The 19,948-nt window shown below is 60.9% G+C and carries 15 protein-coding genes; 10 read left to right on the forward strand and 5 right to left on the reverse strand.

From position 1 onward, the window contains the following. Positions 1-185: 185 nt before the first annotated feature. Both GCT13_RS33110 and GCT13_RS33115 read left to right on the forward strand, forming a co-directional pair. Positions 186-1,100, forward strand: coding sequence for a LysR family transcriptional regulator (locus GCT13_RS33110; protein WP_152765493.1), 915 nt, complete (start codon positions 186-188; stop codon positions 1,098-1,100). 79 nt (positions 1,101-1,179) lie between these two features. Then, the gene (locus GCT13_RS33115) at positions 1,180-1,935 is read left to right on the forward strand and encodes a lipoyl protein ligase domain-containing protein (RefSeq protein WP_152765581.1); all 756 of its coding nucleotides are present in this window, start codon (positions 1,180-1,182) and stop codon (positions 1,933-1,935) included. A gap of 53 nt (positions 1,936-1,988) precedes the next feature. Here the strand turns inward: GCT13_RS33115 and GCT13_RS33120 are convergent, their stop codons facing one another. Both GCT13_RS33120 and GCT13_RS33125 read right to left on the reverse strand, forming a co-directional pair. Beyond that, complete coding sequence (locus GCT13_RS33120; RefSeq protein WP_152765496.1) at positions 1,989-2,570, reverse strand: hypothetical protein; 582 nt, start codon at positions 2,568-2,570, stop codon at positions 1,989-1,991. 229 nt (positions 2,571-2,799) lie between these two features. Next, positions 2,800-3,867 carry a sugar-transfer associated ATP-grasp domain-containing protein gene (locus GCT13_RS33125; RefSeq protein ID WP_152765499.1) on the reverse strand — a complete coding sequence of 356 codons (1,068 nt, stop codon included), beginning with the start codon at positions 3,865-3,867 and terminating at the stop codon, positions 2,800-2,802. Positions 3,868-4,377: 510 nt separating this feature from the next. Between GCT13_RS33125 and GCT13_RS33130 the strand changes: the two genes are divergently transcribed. From GCT13_RS33130 to fba, 8 genes are all read left to right on the forward strand, one after another. Next, positions 4,378-5,862 (forward strand): form I ribulose bisphosphate carboxylase large subunit, encoded by a 1,485-nt coding sequence (locus tag GCT13_RS33130; RefSeq protein WP_152765502.1) that lies wholly within the window; start codon positions 4,378-4,380, stop codon positions 5,860-5,862. A 14-nt stretch (positions 5,863-5,876) separates the two neighbouring features. Then, the gene (locus tag GCT13_RS33135) at positions 5,877-6,296 is read left to right on the forward strand and encodes a ribulose bisphosphate carboxylase small subunit (protein ID WP_152765505.1); all 420 of its coding nucleotides are present in this window, start codon (positions 5,877-5,879) and stop codon (positions 6,294-6,296) included. 57 nt (positions 6,297-6,353) lie between these two features. After that, positions 6,354-7,232 (forward strand): CbbX protein, encoded by an 879-nt coding sequence (cbbX, locus tag GCT13_RS33140; RefSeq protein ID WP_152765510.1) that lies wholly within the window; start codon positions 6,354-6,356, stop codon positions 7,230-7,232. Positions 7,233-7,244: 12 nt separating this feature from the next. Next, positions 7,245-8,324: a class 1 fructose-bisphosphatase gene (locus tag GCT13_RS33145; protein WP_152765512.1), complete on the forward strand. Its 1,080-nt coding sequence runs from the start codon at positions 7,245-7,247 to the stop codon at positions 8,322-8,324. Between the two features lie 39 nt (positions 8,325-8,363). Beyond that, positions 8,364-9,242, forward strand: a complete 879-nt coding sequence (locus GCT13_RS33150) for a phosphoribulokinase (protein ID WP_152765515.1) — start codon at positions 8,364-8,366, stop codon at positions 9,240-9,242. A gap of 34 nt (positions 9,243-9,276) precedes the next feature. Beyond that, positions 9,277-11,322 (forward strand): transketolase, encoded by a 2,046-nt coding sequence (gene tkt / locus GCT13_RS33155; RefSeq protein WP_227747131.1) that lies wholly within the window; start codon positions 9,277-9,279, stop codon positions 11,320-11,322. Positions 11,323-11,410: 88 nt separating this feature from the next. Further along, positions 11,411-12,427: a type I glyceraldehyde-3-phosphate dehydrogenase gene (gap, locus tag GCT13_RS33160; protein WP_152765518.1), complete on the forward strand. Its 1,017-nt coding sequence runs from the start codon at positions 11,411-11,413 to the stop codon at positions 12,425-12,427. 88 nt (positions 12,428-12,515) lie between these two features. Then, on the forward strand, positions 12,516-13,562 hold the full coding sequence (fba, locus tag GCT13_RS33165; protein ID WP_152765522.1) for a class II fructose-bisphosphate aldolase: 1,047 nt from the start codon (positions 12,516-12,518) through the stop codon (positions 13,560-13,562). A 106-nt stretch (positions 13,563-13,668) separates the two neighbouring features. On the opposite strand, the gene GCT13_RS33170 is transcribed toward fba, so the two are convergent. From GCT13_RS33170 to mgtA, 3 genes are all read right to left on the reverse strand, one after another. Next, complete coding sequence (locus GCT13_RS33170; protein ID WP_152765525.1) at positions 13,669-15,342, reverse strand: phospholipase C; 1,674 nt, start codon at positions 15,340-15,342, stop codon at positions 13,669-13,671. Positions 15,343-15,821: 479 nt separating this feature from the next. Further along, entirely contained in the window at positions 15,822-16,787 is a 966-nt protein-coding gene (locus GCT13_RS33175; protein WP_152765528.1) for a hypothetical protein, read from the reverse strand. Between the two features lie 173 nt (positions 16,788-16,960). Continuing rightward, a complete protein-coding gene (gene mgtA / locus GCT13_RS33180) occupies positions 16,961-19,633 on the reverse strand; it encodes a magnesium-translocating P-type ATPase (RefSeq protein ID WP_152765531.1) in 2,673 nt (890 codons plus the stop codon). Between the last annotated feature and the right edge of the window lie 315 nt (positions 19,634-19,948).

Consider the following 19,948-nt stretch of genomic DNA (forward strand, 5'->3'; position numbering starts at 1 on the left):
CGTTTCCGTCGAATACCCTGATACTGCAATCGAGCTTGTCAATAGAATCACGTCCGCATTTTCCCAGTTCGACGATCATTCCAATTTCTCTGCCGTGAGCGGGCAAATCCAATTTGCCAGTCCGCTTCTTTACTTTTGCGTAAAGACTAATCTATAAAGGAGGCACTGTTGATTCCAGATCACATATGAAAGTCACGCTCGACGAACTGCAGACCTTTGCGACAGTAGTCGACACCGGCTCCATCACAGCCGCAGCCGAGCAGCTGAACCAGACCGTGTCGGGTGCGAGCCGGGCGCTGGGCAGACTCGAGGAAAAGCTGCAAACGACGCTGCTGCGCCGGACCACGCGGCGCCTCGAATTGACGGAAGAAGGAAAAGCCTTTCTTCAACATACGCGTGAGATCATCGGCGCGGTAGAAAACGCCGAAGAACAACTCGCCGCGCGCCGGGAGCGGCCTTCCGGACGTTTGCGCGTCGATGCCGCCACGCCTTTCATGCTTCACGTGATCGTGCCTCTCGTGGCGGGCTATCGGGCGCGTTATCCGCAAGTCGAGCTGGAGCTGAACAGCAATGAAGGCATTATCGATTTGCTCGAACGGCGCACCGACGTCGCGATCCGGATCGGCAAACTCAAAGATTCGACCTTGCACAGCCGTCCCGTCGGCAGCAGCCGGATACGGGTACTGGCCACGCCCGAGTATCTGAAAGCACATGGTCATCCGAAACGCGTGGACGACCTGGCGAAGCACTCGCTGCTCGGGTTCACGCTGCCCGAGTCGCTCAATGTATGGCCGTTGACCGGACCGGACAACGAGTCTTATCGAATCGAACCGACTATCGCGTCGTCCAGCGGCGAAACGTTGCGGCAGCTTGCGTTGGAGAGTGCGGGCATCGTTTGCCTGTCCGACTTCATGACGGGCCGCGATCGTCGAGAGGGCAGGCTCATTCAGCTTTTCCCGCGACAGACACAGGACGTTCGTCAACCGATCAATGCCGTCTACTATCGCAATACGGCGATATCGGCGCGGATCGCTTCCTTCGTCGATTATCTGGTCGATGCCGTCAAGGCGACGGAGTTCGCACGCTCGCCTGCGCATTGAAGAACGGGCACGCGTGAGGAAGCACGAGCATCATTCATAATCGCTCTGTTGCGATCTTGTCGAATCACCTCGCGCAATGATGAAGACCACGCCATTCATATTCGTCGAGTCCGATCCATCCGGAACTGACCCGTTGCAAGAAGAGCTCGCGCTGCTGGACCTGGCGGCGCAAGGTTGCCGGGCTGCACAGCTATGGGAAGCGCCCGTGTCGCTGGTGGTGCCGCGCAGCTATCTGCGCTATCCGGGGTTCGAGACGGCGCGCGCGACATTCGCTGGGCGCGGCTGTCCCGTCTGGCTGCGCATGTCGGGTGGAGGGCTGGTTCCGCAGGGACCCGGCATCCTCAATCTGAGCCTCGCGTATGCGGTGACGCGGCCGCCCGGAGCGTTGAGCGAGGCGGTCTATCTGCATCTGTGCGAGGTCGTCGCCAGTGCGCTGCGCTCTCTCGGCGTTGCTACCCATTGGCAGTCCGTGGACGGTTCGTTTTGCGACGGCCGTTTCAATCTGGCCTGGGGGCCGGCGGGACAGGCGCGCAAGATCGCAGGCACCGCCCAGTACTGGCGGCGCGCGCCAGCCAACATGCAAACGGACGACAATCAACGACACCTTGTTCTTGCACACGCGGTGCTATTGGTGAGCGCGGATATCGAGGAGATCAATCAGCGGGCCAATGCCTTCGAGAACGAAGCCGGCAGCGGCCGTCACTATGACGCGCGCAAGGTGGTCAGCGTGCAGGAAGCGATGGGGGATGTCGCGGTTGTCCGGGAAGGGTCGCTGATGTCGATGGTTTCGCGTGCGCTTAAGGCAAGCCTCGACGGCATCGCACTACCGCAATAGTCCGGAGACCGCGGGGGAATGGCGAAAAACGCGACATCTAACTCCGCCCGTGACTACTTGCTCGTTCCGGGCGTGACGGATATCGCAACCGCTTCGGTGTGCACAACCTCGACCTGATCACCCTTGCGAATGTCCTTCAGTTGCTCGGGGTCCACCAGCACATCCATTGCGCCCTGCGGTCCTCTTATCGTGACGTGATTCCGCATTGCATCCACCGCAACGACATCGCCCACCACCGTTGTCTCACGACTGATTATTCCGCCCGGTTTGGTCCCGGACGCTGCCGGCTGCAAGGTCTGCCGCTCGCTGGAAGACCGCGGGCCGCTTGTTTTTTTCAGGCTCAGAGACCGCGCCTCCTGGTACTCGGTGGTAACTACATCGCCGACCTTGAGCTGATCGAAGTTGCGCACTTGCTCGCCCGCCGCAAGTTCTTCGACGCGGCCGTTCTTGTCCTTGAGCGTGACGGTCCGGGTAGCGGGATCGATGGAGACGACCGTGGCAACGACCGTTGTCGTTCCTGTCACGGTGCTCTTGTCTGTTCCCTGTTTGATCTCCACAGACGGCTGTTGCTGGGCAAATGCCGGGCAGCCTGTCATGGCGACGGCGGCCGCCACAAGGAAATACTGGATCTTCATTGCCGTGCTCCTCGGGATGGCGGTGGGGCAGCACCGCTCAATGCGGAAGTAGCCTCACTATCGAATCGGCTCGGGTTCAATTGGACTTTCTCACATCCCGCCACGGCGTGCATGGGGACATGTTCCTCGCCTGAGTCCCTGGCCTGAACCTGGGTCCCGTTCGTCATCCGCTTTGCCCCGTCCCGTCGACAGCGACGGAGGCCGGCTGCGCGTGTATCCACCAATCGCCTCAACCCGGGATCCGGGCGAATTGCAGGTGCTCCCATCCAAGGTCCGAGAAACACGGACCTTGAGTCGCCTCGCCGAATTTGATGTCGTTATGCTCGGCGTTCCATTCGAGTACTTTCACGTTTTCATTGGCGTCGACTGTCACATCCCATCCGATGCAGCAGACGAATGGTACTTTCGCGTGAAGCTCCAGTACTTTGGCGACGCATTCGGAGAATGCGGGAAGCCTGACGCCCTCGAATTCTATTTTCGTGTCCGGATGTGCCCGTACGTCTGTCCAATCGCTCAGATAGCCGCGCGGGTCCAGTTCGCCCGTCAGGGGATTGATGGGTATGTTGACCTCGCTGCCCGTCTGCACGTGCGTTTCGCCGGCTCTGCCCAGGCGCAGGAAACACGCGCGAAGCGAGATCCCGCCTGCCGGCTCGACGACCGTGGTAAGGCGCAACGTCGCAACGGGACCATGGGTGAAAAGGTCAAATAGCTCGTGTTGCCGGATGAATGCCTGAAATACGCCATTTCCGCCTGACCGGATCGATTGCGGGTCGAATGACTGACTTTCGATCACGTATACGCCTTTCCCCTGGCCGGATTGGTCCAGTTTAAAAGCGACCTTATCTGTTTCGCTGAAAAGCGTATTGCGAAGATCCTGATCGGGTATGACCGCGTTTTCCATTGTATAGAAAAAGCCATTGGCGAAATATCCGAGATCAGGAAACGCCTTGTCGCGGAATATCAGCTGTGATGCCGATTTCAAGGTCGAGATCTTTCCGTACCAGCCTTTTGTGCGCGGCACGACGACGGCTCCATAATAATTGTCCGGTATCCAGCCTTCCTTGAATGAGCCGTTCACGGCCGCATAGACGCGCAACCACGGCGCGTAGATCGCGTCGCCGAAGACGTCCCGTGCATAGCTGTCGGTTTGCCTGACCACCGTGTGGCTGATCTTCCCGTGCAGCTTTTCGATCGTTCGAAGGATCTCTCTGGCCTGGATCGCGTGGTCCCGATGGAATTTGTATTTCGCCAGCTTTTTCACTGACGTTTTAGCGAGCTGTTCGAAATCGACTGGCATTCAACATAATCCATCTGATCGATAAGGAGAAGAACAAGCGGCTCGCATTTGCGCAGACATTAAACGAATCCTATGGACATTCACATAAGCCATTCAAACCTGTGCATACGAAAGAGATGCGCGGGCCACATGCATTCGGCATGATCTAAATGAAAGCTTAGTGATAAATCGCCAATAAAGAAAATTTAGTCCCTAAACGTTGTGGCTTTGACCGATACGGCGGAATTCAGTACGTCTGCCTTTCGATGTGACATCCGTTCGCAGAAGGCTCTCGGCCATACGTATCGGGCGGCTTGCGGCGCTGCAATATGTCGAGGTACAGACTCGACGTCCCGGCCGCTCGCGCGAAGTTCAGATGACGCGCGACGGCCGCGAATACGCGAAGCTGCCGAAGCGTGACCCCCATCATTAAGCAACGCTTAATCGAGACCAAAGAAGAAATGAATTCCTAACGATTACCAGGCCGCATAACCTTGTTTTCCATGAGGTCAGCCAACGAGGAGCGAGACGATGACCATTCCCGTGGAAAGCAGCGTGATCACCGATGCCAGAGAGCGTTATGCGGCGGGTGTACTCAAGTACAGGCAGATGGGGTACTGGCAGCCGGACTATCAACCGAAGGATACGGACGTCATCGCATTGTTCCGCATCACGCCGCAGCCCGGCGTGGAGCCCGACGAGGCGGCGGCGGCCGTGGCGGGCGAGTCGTCGACGGCGACGTGGACGGTGGTCTGGACCGACCGGCTCACCGCCTGCGAGAAGTATCGCGCGAAGGCGTACCGCGTGGACCCCGTGCCGAACACCGGGCCGGGCACGCCGACTGAGCAGCAGTACTTCGCGTACATCGCATACGAACTCGATCTGTTCGAGGAAGGGTCGATCGCGAACCTGACTGCATCGGTCATCGGCAACGTGTTCGGTTTCAAACCTTTGAAGGCGCTGCGTCTCGAGGACATGCGCATTCCCGTTGCGTACGTGAAGACGTTCAAGGGCCCGCCGACGGGCATCGTCGTCGAGCGCGAACGTCTCGACAAATTCGGCCGTGCGCTGCTCGGCGCGACGATGAAGCCGAAGCTCGGCCTGTCCGGGAAGAACTATGGGCGCGTCGTGTACGAAGCGCTCAAGGGCGGCCTCGACTTCACGAAGGATGACGAGAACATCAATTCGCAGCCTTTCATGCACTGGCGAGACCGCTTTTTGTTCTGCATGGAGGCGGTCAAGCGCGGGGAAGCGTCGAGTGGCGAAATCAAGGGGCACTACCTGAACGTCACCGCCGCGACGATGGAAGACATGTACGAGCGCGCCGAATTCGCGAAGGAGCTGGGCTCGTGCATCGTGATGGTCGATCTCGTCATCGGCTGGACCGCGATCCAGTCGATGTCGAACTGGGCGCGCAAGAACGACATGATCCTGCACATGCACCGTGCCGGCCATAGCACCTATACGCGACAGAAGAACCACGGCGTATCGTTCCGCGTGATCGCGAAGTGGCTGCGCCTCGCGGGCGTCGATCACGCGCACGCGGGCACTGCCGTCGGCAAGCTCGAAGGCGATCCGCACACGGTGCAGGGCTTCTACAACGTGTGCCGCGAATCGCGCAACGAGGTCGATCTGCAGCGCGGTCTGTTCTTCGAGCAGGACTGGGCTGGGCTGAAGAAGGTGATGCCCGTCGCGTCCGGCGGCATCCATGCGGGCCAGATGCATCAGCTGCTTGCGCTGTTCGGCGACGACGTCGTGCTGCAGTTCGGCGGCGGCACGATCGGTCATCCGATGGGCATCGCTTCCGGCGCGACCGCGAACCGCGTCGCGCTCGAAGCGATGACGAAGGCGCGCAACGAAGGGCACGACATCGCGAACGAAGGACCAGCGATTCTCGAAGCCGCAGCGCGCTGGTGCACGCCGCTCAAGCAGGCGCTCGACACGTGGCGCGACGTGACCTTCAACTACACGTCGACCGATACGCCCGACTTCGTGCCGACAGCAACGGCATCGTAAAGATGGAGGACGACATGCGACTCACTCAGGGGACGTTTTCTTTCTTGCCCGACCTGACCGACGACGAGATTCGCGGACAGATCGAATACGCACTGCGCCAGGGATGGGCCTGTTCCGTCGAATTCACCGACGATCCACATCCGCGCAATTCGTTCTGGGACATGTGGGGCCTGCCGATGTTCGACCTCAGGGACGCGGCGGGCGTGATGCTCGAAGTCGATGCGTGCCGCAAGGCAAAGCCGCGCTACTACGTGAAGGTCAATGCGTTCGATTCGACGCCCGGCGTCGAGACGATGCGGCTGTCGTTCATCGTGGCCCGCCCTGACGACGAGCGTGGCTTCTGCCTCGTGCGCGACGAAGGCGAGGCGCGCACGATCCGCTACCGGCTGCGTCCTTATGCAGACGACCGGCCGGAGGGCGAGCGCTACGAGTAGTGCGCGGCCCAACCCGATCGCACCGCATAGTCCAACCCGTTGACGAGACTCGACGCCATGAGCACCGAAAACGCCATCGACCTGCAAGCGATAGTGCGCGACGCGCAAATCCACGATGTGCTGGAACGGCTCGACCGCGAGCTGGTCGGGCTCGTGCCCGTCAAGACGCGCATCGGCGAGATCGCCGCGTTCCTCGTCGTCGAGCGCGCGCGCAAGGAACTCGGTATGGCGACCGCGGCCCCGTCGCTGCACATGTGCTTCACCGGGAATCCCGGCACCGGCAAGACCACGGTGGCAATGCGCATGGCGGAAATCCTGCATCGCCTCGGCTATGTGCGGAAGGGTCACGTCGTGGCCGTCACGCGCGACGATCTCGTCGGCCAGTACATCGGCCACACGGCGCCGAAGACGAAGGAGGTGATCAAGCGGGCGATGGGCGGCGTGCTATTCATCGACGAGGCGTATTACCTGTACCGCCCGGAGAACGAGCGCGATTACGGCCAGGAAGCGATCGAGATCCTGCTGCAGATCATGGAGAACCAGCGCGACGATCTTGTCGTGATTCTCGCGGGCTACAAGGACCGGATGGATACGTTCTTCAGGAGCAATCCGGGCATGACGTCGCGCATCGCGCATCACATCGACTTTCCGGACTATACGGACGAGGAGCTGTTCGATATCGCGGAGCTGATGCTGCGCGACATGCACTACAGGCTCGATGCCGACGCGAAGATCGCGCTGCGCCAATACATCGGGCGACGCAAGAGCCAACCCAACTTCGCGAATGCGCGCTCGATTCGCAACGCACTCGATCGTGCGCGGCTGCGTCAGGCCAACCGCGTGTTCTCGTCGACAGGAACGGTGACGCGCGACGCGCTCGAAACGATCGTCGATGCCGATATTCGCGCAAGCCGCGTGTTCCGCAATAAACCGTAGAAGGAGGCAGACATGCAGCACGGCCGAACGACGCTCTCGAAGTTCATCATCGAAGAGCACCGCCGTCATCCGGCGCAGGACGAGCAGCTGACGGCGCTCATCAACGACATCCAGACCGCGTGCAAGTACATCGGCACGCGCGTCGCGCGCGGCGCACTGGACGGTGCGATCGGCGCTGCCGGCGCGAAGAACGTGCAGGGCGAGACGCAGCAGAAGCTCGACGTGATCTCGAATGAAATCATGCTGTCGTGCTGCGAGTGGGGTGGGCAGCTCGCGGGGATGGTCTCGGAGGAACTGGAGCACGCGTACGAGATTTCCGCCGAGTATCCGCGCGGACGCTATCTGCTGCTGTTCGACCCGCTCGACGGCTCATCGAACATCGACGTCAATCTGACTGTCGGCACGATCTTCTCGGTGCTCGAAGCGCCGCCGGGCATCACCGATCCGCGCGTCGAAGATTTTTTGCAGCCAGGCAGCGCGCAGGTCTGCGCCGGCTACGCGCTGTTCGGTCCCGCCGACATGATCGTGCTGACGCTCGGCCGCGGCGTGCACGGCTTCACGCTCGATCCGCAGATCGGCGCATACATCCTGACGCATCCCGATCTGCACATCGGCGAAGACACGCAGGAGTTCGCGATCAACGCGTCGAACAGGCGCTTCTGGGAGCCGCCCGTGCAGCGCTACATCGACGAGTGCGTGAAGGGTCAGGCCGGTCCCCGGCAGAAGGACTTCAACATGCGCTGGATCGCGTCGCTCGTCGCGGAGGTGCATCGCATCCTGATGCGCGGCGGCGTGTTCATGTACCCGAAGGACTACAAGGACCCGGCGAAGCCCGGACGCTTGCGGCTGCTCTACGAAGCGAACCCGATGGCGATGATCGTCGAGCAGGCGGGCGGGCGCGCATCGACGGGACGCGGCCGCATTCTCGACGTCATGCCGGAGGCGCTGCATCAGCGCGTGCCCGTGATCCTCGGCTCGCGTCGAGAAGTCGAGCGGCTCGAGCGTTATCACGTCGAGTTCGACAGCGGCACTGACGAGCGCTTCGAGTCGCCGTTGTTCAACACGCGCTCGCTGTTCCGCGCAACGCAGTGACGCGCGTCGCCCTCACGATATCGAACACAAGGAAGAGACATGTCGACTAAACATCCGATCGTCGCGATAACGGGTTCGTCGGGTGCGGGCACGACGACGATTACGCGATCGTTTCAGCACATCTTCCGGCGCGAGAAGGTCAAGGCGGCGATCATCGAAGGCGATTCGTTCCATGCGTTCGATCGTCAGCAGATGCGGCAGAAGCTGAAAGAAGCCGAAGAGACGGGCGATCAGCACTTCAGCCATTTCGGGCCGGAGGGAAATCTGTTCGAGGAACTCGAGCAGTTGTTCTCCACTTACGGCGCGACGGGCACGGGCAAAAGCCGCAAGTATCTGCACGACGAGGCCGAAGGCGCCGAGCACGGCCAGCCGCCGGGCACATTCACCGCGTGGACCGACGTGGCAGAAGGCACCGACCTGCTGTTCTACGAAGGACTGCATGGCGCGGTCGTCACGAATCGCGTCAACGTCGCGCGGCATGCGGACCTGCTGGTTGGCGTGGTGCCGATCATCAACCTCGAATGGATTCAGAAGCTGCATCGCGACAAGAACATGCGCGGCTATTCGCAGGAGGCCGTCGTCGACACGATCTTGCGCCGGATGCCTGATTACGTGAGCTACATCTGCCCGCAGTTCTCGCGCACGCATGTGAATTTCCAGCGCGTGCCTGTCGTCGACACATCGAATCCGTTCACGTCGCGCGATATCCCGTCGCTCGACGAAAGCATGCTCGTGATCCGCTTCGCCAATCCCAAAGGCATCGACTTTCCGTATCTGCTGTCGATGCTGCACGACTCGTACATGTCGCGTCCCAACACGATCGTGTGCCCGGGCGGCAAGATGGGCCTCGCGATCCAGCTGATCTTCACGCCGATGATCCTGCGCCTGATGGGCAACCGCGAACAGGCAACGATGTGAAGGCGCGTGCCGATGTCAAAGGAGGACTCCCGCAATGAATGATTCCGCTCACATGCGTCTGGAGGCAGCGGCGCCGCAAAGCCGGCGCCGTCTCGCGAACGCGCTTCGCTTCCTCGCAATCGATGCCGTCGAGGCCGCGAAATCGGGCCATCCGGGCATGCCGATGGGCATGGCCGATATCGCCGAAGTGCTATGGCGCGATCATCTCAGGCACAGCCCCGCCGATCCGTCGTGGCCCGATCGCGACCGCTTCGTGTTGTCGAACGGGCATGGCTCGATGTTGCTCTACGCGGCGCTGCATCTGTCGGGCTACGATCTGCCGCTCGACGAACTGAAACGCTTTCGGCAATTGCACGCGAAAACGCCCGGACATCCGGAGGTCGGCCTCACGCCAGGCGTCGAGACGACAACGGGCCCGCTCGGGCAGGGACTCGCGAACGGCGTCGGCATGGCGTTCGCGGAGAAGCTGCTTGCCGCGCGCTTCAACCGCCCGGGGTTCCCCATCGTCGATCACCACACGTATGTGTTTCTCGGCGATGGTTGCCTGATGGAAGGGGTCAGCCATGAGGCCGGTTCCCTCGCGGGCACGCTCGGACTCGGCAAGCTGATCTGCTTCTATGACGACAACGGCATCTCGATCGACGGTCACGTGAGCAACTGGTTTACCGACGATACGGCGGCGCGCTTTCGCGCATACGGCTGGAACGTGATCGGTCCGATCGACGGCCACGACGCAACTGCCGTCGATGCGGCGATACGCGATGCGCAAGAGAACGCGAAGGCGAGCGGCGCGCGTCCGAGCCTGATCGTGTGTCGCACGACAATCGGCTGGGGCTCGCCGAACAAGGCCGATACTCACGACGTGCACGGCGCGCCGCTCGGCGCTGCTGAAATCGAGGCGACGCGCCGGGCGCTCGACTGGGACCATCCGCCGTTCGAGATCCCCGATGACGTTCGCGCGAACTGGAGCCAGCGCGAGCGCGGCGCGGCACGCGTGCGCGAATGGAACGCGATGCTCGAAGCGTATCGCGTCGAATATCCGGACGAGGCCGCGGAGTTCGAGCGCCGGATGCGCGGCGAACTGCCGGCGGACTGGCCGCGCATCACGCAGCAGCTTGTCGAGGTCGCGCGCCACGTCGCCGGGCCGACCGCGACGCGCAAATCGTCGCAGATCGCACTCGATGTGCTGGTGCCCGAACTGCCCGAGCTGTTCGGCGGCTCCGCGGATTTGACGGGCTCGAACCTGACGGCCGTCGAGGCGTCGCGCAGATTCGTGCCGGGGCAGGCGATCGATCCGCACGCGAACTACCTGTCGTACGGCGTGCGCGAATTCGGGATGATGGCGATGATGAACGGGATGGCGCTGCACGGCGGCTTCATTCCATACGGTGGCACGTTCCTCGTGTTCTCCGACTACGCGCGCAACGCGATACGTATGAGCGCGTTGATGAAGCGGCGTGTCGTCCATGTGCTCACGCACGATTCGATCGGCCTCGGTGAAGATGGTCCGACGCATCAGCCGATCGAACATCTGGCGAGCTTGCGCCTGATTCCGGGCCTCGACGTGTGGCGTCCATGCGATACCGTCGAGACCGCGATCGCGTGGCAGATGGCGATCGAGCGTGCGAACGGCCCGACGTCGCTCGTCGCATCGCGCCAGAATCTGCCGCAGGCGATACGCGACGATACACAGGTCGCGCTCGTGCGCAGAGGCGGCTACGTGCTGAGCGAAGCGACGGGCGGATCGCCCGACGTCGTGATCATCGCGACGGGGTCCGAAGTCGCGCTCGCACTTGCCGCACAGCGCCAGCTCGACGAGCAGGGCGTGCGTGCGCGCGTCGTGTCGATGCCGTCAACATCCGTGTTCGACCGGCAGGACGCCGCGTATCGCGCGCACGTGTTGCCGCAGGACGTGCGCCGTGTCGCCGTCGAAGCCGCGCACAGCGACTTCTGGCACAAGTATGTCGGACCCGATGGATGTGTGATCGGCCTTGCGTCGTTCGGCGAATCGGCTCCGGCGGGCGAGTTGTATGCGCACTTCGGCGTGACGGTCGAACGCGTCGTGGAGGCATGCGTGTGAAAAACGCGGCTCGTCACGTTCGACCTCGACGGAACGCTGATCGACACGGCACCTGAACTCGACATGAACTCACGATAAAGGAGACGACATGCCCATCAACGTGGCGATCAACGGTTATGGCCGCATCGGCCGCAACATCCTGCGTGCGCTGTACGAATCGAAGCGGACGGATGAAATCCGCATTGTCGCGATCAACGATCTCGGCGACGCGCGGATCAACGCACATCTGACGCGCTTCGATACCGTGCATGGTCCGTTTGTCGGCACCGTCGACGTGGATGGCGATGCATTGGTCGTCAACGGCGACCGTATCAAGGTACTGTCCGTGCGCAATCCTGCGGAGCTGCCGTGGCGCGCACTCGCCGTCGACGTCGTGCTCGAATGCACGGGCCTCTTTACGAGCAAGGAGAAAGCTTCTGCCCATCTTGAAGCGGGCGCGCGCAAGGTGATGATTTCCGCGCCGGGCGGCAAAGACGTCGATGCGACGATCGTCTACGGCGTCAACGACGGGCTGCTCAGACAGTCGTTCACGGTCGTCTCGAACGCATCGTGCACGACCAATTGCCTCGCGCCCCTCGTCAAGCCGCTCCATGCGGCGATCGGCATCGAGCACGGTTTGATGACGACGATTCATTCGTACACGAACGATCAGGTGCTGACCGACGTGTATCACACGGACCTGCGCCGCGCGCGTGCCGCCACGCAGTCGATGATTCCGACGAAGACGGGAGCGGCCGCCGCCGTGGGTCTCGTGATCCCCGAACTGAACGGGCGGCTCGACGGCTTCGCGATTCGCGTGCCGACGATCAACGTGTCGGTCGTCGATCTGACTTTCACGTCGATGCGGCCGACGAACGTCGACGAAGTCAACGCGATCGTCAAGGAGGCCGCGCAAGGCGAGCTGAAAGGCATCGTCGGCTACAACGACGCTCCGCTCGTCTCCGTCGATTTCAACCACGACGCGCGCTCGTCGATCTTCGACGCGACGCAGACGCGCGTGACAGGCGGCACGCTCGTCAAGGTGCTGAGCTGGTACGACAACGAGTGGGGCTTCAGCAACCGCATGCTGGACACCACGGTCGCGTGGATGAAGGCGGCGCAATGAATGCGCCGTGGCCGAACGATTCGCCGTCAAGCGCGTTGTTGCGCTCGACGGTCTCGCAAGCAATCGCGTCATCATCAGGAGACTTGTCATGGCACTCATCTCGCTGCGCCAACTGCTTGACCATGCCGCCGAGCACGGCTACGGCGTGCCGGCTTTCAACGTCAACAACCTCGAACAGATCCAGGCAATCATGGAGGCCGCCGAGGACACGCAAAGCCCCGTGATCCTGCAGGCCTCCGCCGGCGCGCGGAAGTATGCGGGCGAGCCTTACCTGCGTCACATGGTGCTCGCCGCGACGGAATCGCATCCCGACATCCCCGTCGTGCTGCATCAGGATCATGGCGGGAGTCCGTCCGTGTGCCAGATGTCGATCCGCTCAGGTTTTTCGAGCGTGATGATGGACGGCTCGCTGGAAGAGGACATGAAAACTCCTTCTAGCTACGAGTACAACGTGCGCGTCACGCGCACCGTGTGCGAGATGGCGCATGCCGTCGGCGTGTCCGTCGAAGGCGAGCTTGGCTGTCTAGGCTCGCTCGAGACGGGCGACGCCGGCGAGGAGGACGGCGTCGGCGCGCAGGGCAAGCTGTCGCACGACATGCTGCTGACGGACCCTGCGCAAGCGCGCGATTTCGTCGAGCGTACGGGTGTCGATGCGCTGGCGATCGCGATCGGCACGTCGCATGGCGCGTACAAGTTCACCCGCAAGCCGAGCGTCGACATTCTCGCGATCGACCGCATCGCGCAGATTCACGCGCAGATTCCGGACACGCATCTGGTGATGCACGGATCGTCTTCAGTGCCGCAAGAATGGCTGGCGATCATCCGCAAGTTCGGCGGCGAGATCAAGGAGACATACGGCGTGCCCGTCGAGGAAATTCAGCGCGGGATTCGCAGCGGCGTGCGCAAGGTCAACATCGACACCGACATCCGCCTCGCGATGACGGGGGCGATGCGGCAGATCTTCGCGGAGCAGCCGGCGGAATTCGATCCGCGCAAGGCATTCGCGGCTGCAAGAAAGGCTGCGCGCGGCATGTGCGCCGCGCGCTTCGAAGCGTTCGGCAGCGCAGGGCAGGCGCCGCGAATCAAGCCGGTTCCGCTCGAGCAGATGGCCGAGCGCTATGCGGTGACGGCCTGACGTCAGAAAGCACTCGATTGAATGGAAGCGTGCGCCCGTCCTGCTGCATTAGCAGCGGGGAAGGGCGCACTTGTGTCATGCGTCAATGTTCAGCCGTGCTCTTGCATCAGATCTTCGGCGGCCGCTCGACCTGCACACCCGTCGTCGGGTCGAGGAAGAGCTTGCGTTGATAGCGACCTTCGCCGCGGCGGTTGAAGTCGAACATGCCCATGATGCTGCCCGCCTTCGCATCGAACGATCCGCCACCGATGCGCTGTCCATCAAGCCAGTTGTCTTCGATGAAACGCACAACCGACGACTGATCGATCAGCGTATGGTCGACGAAGTTCTCCTTTGCCCACGGCGAGATCACGACAAACGGGATACGCGTGCCCGGACCGCAGCGGCCGTTCACGGGTTTGCCATTCACGCCATTGTCCGCCGAGCCCGTGCCGCAGATTCCAGCACCATTCAACTGGTCGGCGACGGAGTCGTACGATGCACTCGTCGGCATCGCATAAGCGTGGTCGTACCAGCCGTCGGAGTCATCCCATGCCACGATGACGGCTGTGTCTTTCCAGTCCTTTTGCTGCTGCAGGAAGTTGATGACCTTCGTGACGAAAGCCTGTTCGTCGAGCGGATCAGAATAGCCAGCGTGTCCATCCTGGAAGGCCGGGGCCTTGAGGAAGCTCACTGCCGGGAAATTGCCCGCGTTCACCGCGTTGAAGAAGTCGTCGGTATCGTACTGGTGATTGGCGGGGTCCGCGCTGTGGCTATCGTTCTGCATGCTGTGCCCGATCGCCTGGATCGAGCTCGGGCGCAAGTGTTTCGGATTGGCCGTCGACGCGTAGTACTGGAACCAGTTGTGGTGGGGAATATAGTCGGCCGTGGCGGAGCCGACGACCGCCGACAGCGTGCTGCGCTTGCATCCCGTCGTGCCATTGCTGTTGACCGTCGCGAGGTTGAAGCCGCCCATGAAGCCGCCCCACGTGATGTTGCGCGCGTTCAGCAGGTCGCCGATATTTTTGCCGGTCATCATCGCCGCATCGGTCGTGCTCGAACAGACGTCGTAGCCAGGATCGACGTCATTGATCATCGTGAACCCGCCTTGCCCGTCGTTCACATAGTACGAGCCTGAGGCGGAAGGCTGCTTCGTCGTCAGCACAACCTTCATGCCGTTGGTCTGCCCTGACACCACTTCGAGCGCGCCCGGCGTCGACGGTCCGTAGGTCGACGTATAGGCGTTGTCGCTCATCGCGAACCGTTGCGCGTAGTTCCACAGAGCCGTGACCGTATTGCCGTCGAAATAGCCCATCACCTGGCCATTCGTGGCGAATGCGCCGGCACCGCCGCTCGAACCTTTACCCGTGTACTTCGGAAAGAGATCGGCAGCACCGTTGTCGTACGCTTGCTGCTCGGCCGTATAGGCGTGATTCTGGTCTGCGGTGGACGCTTGCGTGCGGTCGAGACGGAACGGATTGGCCGCGCCTGTTCCGTTGGCTGTATTCGTGAAGTTCGGGTTGTTCGTGAGCAGGGTGCCCGAGAGACCGTTCACTTGAGGCGTGCCGGGCAGCGCGTTGAATGCAGGCTCACCAGACGGGTTAGTCGCATGCGGATAGGTCGCGAAGTAATGATCGAACGAAATGTTCTCACCGTAGATCACGACCAGATGCTTGATCGGAGTAGCCGTATGAACTTCGTCCGGCCGGTTTTTGTCATGCTCGTCGGAGGCGCTCCACGCTACTGTCGATGCGAATGCTGCTGCTGTGAGCGAACCAAGTGCTATCTGACGCCATTGCATATCAGGCTCCTGTTTGGATTCGTATTGGCGGGGATGACCGCGCGCCCGGGCGCAGAGAGAATCAGATACGCATTACATCGCTGACGCCGTTCAGAGGGGGAGGCTACGCGGCAGTGGGGTACAGCAAAGCGAAGTCATTAAAGCATCGACGTATGAATACTGAGCGTCAGAGTCCTTACGGAATATTTTCGCTTCTGAAAATCAGGTGTCGGATTGCGGGTGCTCTTTGAGAGCGCATCGCAAAAGAAGGCCCATTAGTCGTTCTTTGACGCTGTGCGATAGCTGAGTGCCAGGGGTGAATAGATGCCTGGGACAGTCACCTATGCGATGAGGCGACTGGTGGGCAGCGGATGCGGGAGCAGTTCTGAATTGATGAGGACGATCCGCTATACGGCGTTATATACGTCGCGTCGTTCGCTGGCGTCGTTTCGAATACGCGGAACGAAAACGACATCTGCCCATTTGGATCGCCAGTTGCGCTAGCGGAGAATGGTCATGGGTCTCCACTCGGTTTTATCCTTCGGGGGAGTCCACGTTGCATCGGCGGAGTCGGGGATGGGTTGATACGCGCCGTTGGCTGTCCGTTCCATAAAGCGGCACCAGTTTTCGGGCATGTCGGGCCAATCGATCTGAAGACAAAAGTGGCCGTCCTCGGTCACGCTCCACTTGCCGCTGGCGCTGTGTGGCTGGAGAAAACCGCCACCCGCCCAGTAAACCGTCAGCGTACCGTCGGGGCCATTGACCCATTGTCTCAGGGCGCCCGACGTGTTCGTCCTCAGGATAGTGGCGCCCCGCATCAACGGAATCAGTTGATCCCTGGTCAGCCGCGAAGGTAGGCTGCCGCCCGAGTGCGACGCAATACCCGGCTCGACAGGGTTAAGTGCCGCTGCTGTAGCCGCATTTGTCGATGTACCCTGATTCCTCTCATGCGGCGATATCTGCGCGGGCGCGCTCGCGATAGTGGGAGAAGATGCAGCGGATGACGCGGGCACGAGTTTCGCAGCAGGCGTCGCGGATGCGTCGCCCTGTGATGGCGCGGGTTCGGACGCGGCTGATTGCGCCCCATGTTCCGTCCGCGTGGCGGCGGCAGAGCTGGCGGACGCCTGTGGTTGGCTCGCTGCTGGCCGCGCGATCGACGCTGCAGCGGCGGAAGCAGCCTTTGGACTGGGCTTCGGCCTGGCCGTTGCGGCGCGATGCTGCTGCTCGGCCTTGTGTTTCTTTTGTGCGTCTTCTTCCTTCGTCTGGGCATCCTGGTCCAGAAAAAAATTCACACGCTCGATCAGGACGCCCTCACTGGTTGGCGCAGCGCGGACGCGCCCAGCTGCCAGTTGCCATTGCGTCGACCACCGCACGCGATCGTGCTTCGCGACGACCGTCGAGTCGGCGCAAAGCAGCGCGAGCAGCCCGGATAGCATGCCCGCACAAGTTCGACGAGTGAACTTCATTTGTATCCACCCTCCCGGTCGGCATGGGACGCACGAATTGCCTGCCCGTTGTCGAAAAATATCGCAGGAGGGAGGATAACGCCAAATGTTGCTTTTGCCCTTACGGTGTAATGGGGCTCAGATCGGATACGCGGTCTGCAAGCCATCGCGGTCCGTTCACCCGAATGCACTCGTCAATTCAGCCCAAAGCGTCGGGCGAACCATCTTTTAGTCAAATGGGTCAACGCGGCGTAGCTGAGCAGGATCAGCGCGAGAGCAGGCCAATACGTCCACGGCAACGGAGTAAATCCGAGAACGTCGCCAAGGGATGTAAAAGGCAGTATCACGCCAGCAGTGGCAATGATCAGACTTGTCGCCATAAGCGCCGGACTGGCCCGGCTCTCGAGAAACGGCACCTTTGCCGTGCGGATGATGTGGATGATCAGCGTCTGCGTCAGCAAGGACTCGACGAACCACCCGGTTTGAAAGAGAGCGGGCTTGTCCCATGCATCGAAGACGCGGAGCATCATGAAATAGGTCACGTAGTCGAATACGGAACTGACTGGACCTATCAGAAGCATGAACTTGACGATGTTCCCGAGATCCCAGCGACGCGGCATGCTGAGATATTCCGCGTCGACGTTATCGGTCGGAATGGCCGTTTGCGAGAAGTCGTAAAGCAGATTGTTGGTGAGTACCTGAATCGGCGCCATCGGCAGAAACGGCAGAATGATGCTGGCTCCAAGCACGCTGAACATATTGCCGAAATTCGAGCTTGCTCCCATCTTGATGTACTTGGTGATGTTGCCGAATACCTTGCGTCCTTCCAGCACGCCGTCGTTCAGCACGGCAAGGCTCTTCTCGAGCAGAATGATGTCGGCGGAATCCTTGGCGATGTCGACGGCGCTATCGACCGACACACCGACATCCGAAGCCTTGAGCGCAGGCCCATCGTTGATGCCGTCTCCAAGAAAGCCGACAACGTGCCCTTTGCTATGCAACGCGTCGACGATAGAAGCCTTCTGCGACGGAGACAGCTTCGCAAAAACGGATGCCTTCTCCGCCAGATCCTCGAGTTCAGCCTGCGAGAGCGACTCCAGTTCCTTGCCGAGCACGATGCGATCGACGGCGATTCCAACTTCGTGACAGATCTTCCGGGTGACAATGTCGTTGTCGCCGGTGAGAATCTTTACCTGAACACCGCTCGCCTTCAATGCTGCAATTGCTGCTGCGGCCGTTTCTTTGGGCGGATCGAGAAACGCAATGAAGCCGAGGAGTGTCAGATCGGTCTCGTCGGCAACTGAATAGGCCGTTTGATCCGGCGGCATGGCCTTGTAGGCGACGGCGACCACGCGAAAGCCATCCGAATTGAGCTCGTCGGTGATCTGCTTTGTCGCGGCGTAGTGGCTCTCGTCGAGCGTGTCTGTATCGCCGTCAATCGCGTAGCGTGAACAAACGGAGAAGATCTCCTCCACGGCGCCCTTGCAGATCATGATGTGCACGCCATCGTCCCGGGCAAGTACCACGGACATGCGGCGGCGCTCGAAATCGAACGGCATCTCATCGATCTTGACGAACTGCTCATGAACCTTGAGCTGTTCATGGGGCTCGACATGATTCAACACGGCAACGTCGAGAAGGTTTTTCAGGCCCGACTGATGCACGCTGTTCAGGTATGCATACTCCAGTACCTGATCGGATTCGTTGCCGTGAATGTCGAGATGGCGCTTCAGAATGATGTGATCTTGCGTGAGCGTGCCTGTCTTGTCCGTGCAAAGCACATCCAATGCGCCGAAGTTCTGGATCGCATTTAATCGCTTGACGATGACTTTTTTCCGCGACATGTCGATCGCCCCTTTGGCGAGATTGACAGTGACGATCATCGGAAGCATCTCGGGCGTGAGTCCCACAGCTACGGCGACCGCGAAAAGCAGCGCGTCAAACCAGTTTCCTTTGGTCAGCCCGTTGATCACGAACACGAGCGGCACCATGACCAGAATGAAGCGAAGCATCAGCCAGGTGAATCGCGTCACGCCCTTGTCGAAGCTGGTCTCTGTTCGCTGTGCTGCAACTACATCGGCAATGCGACCGAACATGGTCGTCTTTCCCGTCAGCACCACGACCCCGCAGCCAACACCGCTGACGATTGCGCTGCCCATAAAGCAGATAGTGGGCAATTCGAAATGGGAATCGACGGGCGCAGAATGAGCATGCGGTGCTTTTTCGAGCGGCATGGCTTCGCCCGTCAACGCAGATTGATTGACGAACAGATCGCGGGCGGAAATCAGCCGGAGGTCTGCGGGCACGAGATCTCCGGCCGATAGCCGAACGATGTCGCCCGGAACGAGCTGCTCGATCGGTATGTCGACATGAGACGAGCCGGTTTCCTTCGATTGCCTGATGACGGTGGCTGTCGTGCGCACCATTTTGCGCAGCGAATCGGCGGCTTTGTTCGAGCGGTGCTCCTGCACAAAACCCAGTGAGATGCTGAGCATGACCATTGCCGCGATCATGATCGCGGCGTGTGGGTCGCCGAGCGCGTAAGACGCTGCAGCGAGCGATAAAAGCAGCAGGTTAAGCGGATTGATTGTTCTACTGGTGAGTTCGCCGATGATCGTATGGCGCGCTTCGTGGACGACCTGGTTTGGGCCATACATGCGCAGCAGCCGTTGCGCTTCCTCGGCGTCGAGACCCGATGCGGTGCTGTGCAGCTTTGTCAACGCTTCATCGGGCGACGACTGCGCGAATTCAGCGAGTGTTTCCGCGCTTGCCGTCGAAGGGTGGACAACAGTACGGGACGACCGGCCCCACCAGTTCAAGAATGGAGCGATGGTATGCAAGCCACGTTTTCCGGCTGTCAGCGTCATGATCACATTGGGTTCTGATCGGACGGGATTCCCGGCGATCAATCAACAGTCGAATAGAGGAGCGTGCTGTCTCGCACGACGCCGGCGCGTACGTAATGGCTTAATGGCTTGTACCTAATAGCTTGTATGTAATAGCCAGCCTCACGATTAGTAGCCGAGGGGATCGACGAACGGTTGACGTAGGTCAATCGCGCCGGGGAATCGGCCGTCGTTGTCAGAGAAACGTCATCATGGCCGTCGAGACTGGACACGTTCATCTACCCCGGGTTGTCATGATGCAAAAGACCGAGGCTATCTCTGTGTTGGGAGAGCGCA

Origin of the sequence: Paraburkholderia franconis, assembly GCF_009362735.1 — a bacterium.
Classification (GTDB): Bacteria; Pseudomonadota; Gammaproteobacteria; order Burkholderiales; family Burkholderiaceae; genus Paraburkholderia; species Paraburkholderia franconis.

Coding starts and splice junctions, on each gene's coding strand:
- cbbX (WP_152765510.1), top strand. CDS start 6,354: ATGAGCACCGAAAACGCCATCGACCTGCAAGCGATAGTGCGCGACGCG.
- gap (WP_152765518.1), top strand. CDS start 11,411: ATGCCCATCAACGTGGCGATCAACGGTTATGGCCGCATCGGCCGCAAC.
- mgtA (WP_152765531.1), bottom strand. CDS start 19,633: ATGACGCTGACAGCCGGAAAACGTGGCTTGCATACCATCGCTCCATTC.
- tkt (WP_227747131.1), top strand. CDS start 9,277: ATGAATGATTCCGCTCACATGCGTCTGGAGGCAGCGGCGCCGCAAAGC.
- GCT13_RS33170 (WP_152765525.1), bottom strand. CDS start 15,342: ATGCAATGGCGTCAGATAGCACTTGGTTCGCTCACAGCAGCAGCATTC.
- GCT13_RS33110 (WP_152765493.1), top strand. CDS start 186: ATGAAAGTCACGCTCGACGAACTGCAGACCTTTGCGACAGTAGTCGAC.
- GCT13_RS33150 (WP_152765515.1), top strand. CDS start 8,364: ATGTCGACTAAACATCCGATCGTCGCGATAACGGGTTCGTCGGGTGCG.
- GCT13_RS33175 (WP_152765528.1), bottom strand. CDS start 16,787: ATGAAGTTCACTCGTCGAACTTGTGCGGGCATGCTATCCGGGCTGCTC.
- GCT13_RS33135 (WP_152765505.1), top strand. CDS start 5,877: ATGCGACTCACTCAGGGGACGTTTTCTTTCTTGCCCGACCTGACCGAC.
- GCT13_RS33130 (WP_152765502.1), top strand. CDS start 4,378: ATGACCATTCCCGTGGAAAGCAGCGTGATCACCGATGCCAGAGAGCGT.
- fba (WP_152765522.1), top strand. CDS start 12,516: ATGGCACTCATCTCGCTGCGCCAACTGCTTGACCATGCCGCCGAGCAC.
- GCT13_RS33115 (WP_152765581.1), top strand. CDS start 1,180: ATGAAGACCACGCCATTCATATTCGTCGAGTCCGATCCATCCGGAACT.
- GCT13_RS33120 (WP_152765496.1), bottom strand. CDS start 2,570: ATGAAGATCCAGTATTTCCTTGTGGCGGCCGCCGTCGCCATGACAGGC.
- GCT13_RS33125 (WP_152765499.1), bottom strand. CDS start 3,867: ATGCCAGTCGATTTCGAACAGCTCGCTAAAACGTCAGTGAAAAAGCTG.
- GCT13_RS33145 (WP_152765512.1), top strand. CDS start 7,245: ATGCAGCACGGCCGAACGACGCTCTCGAAGTTCATCATCGAAGAGCAC.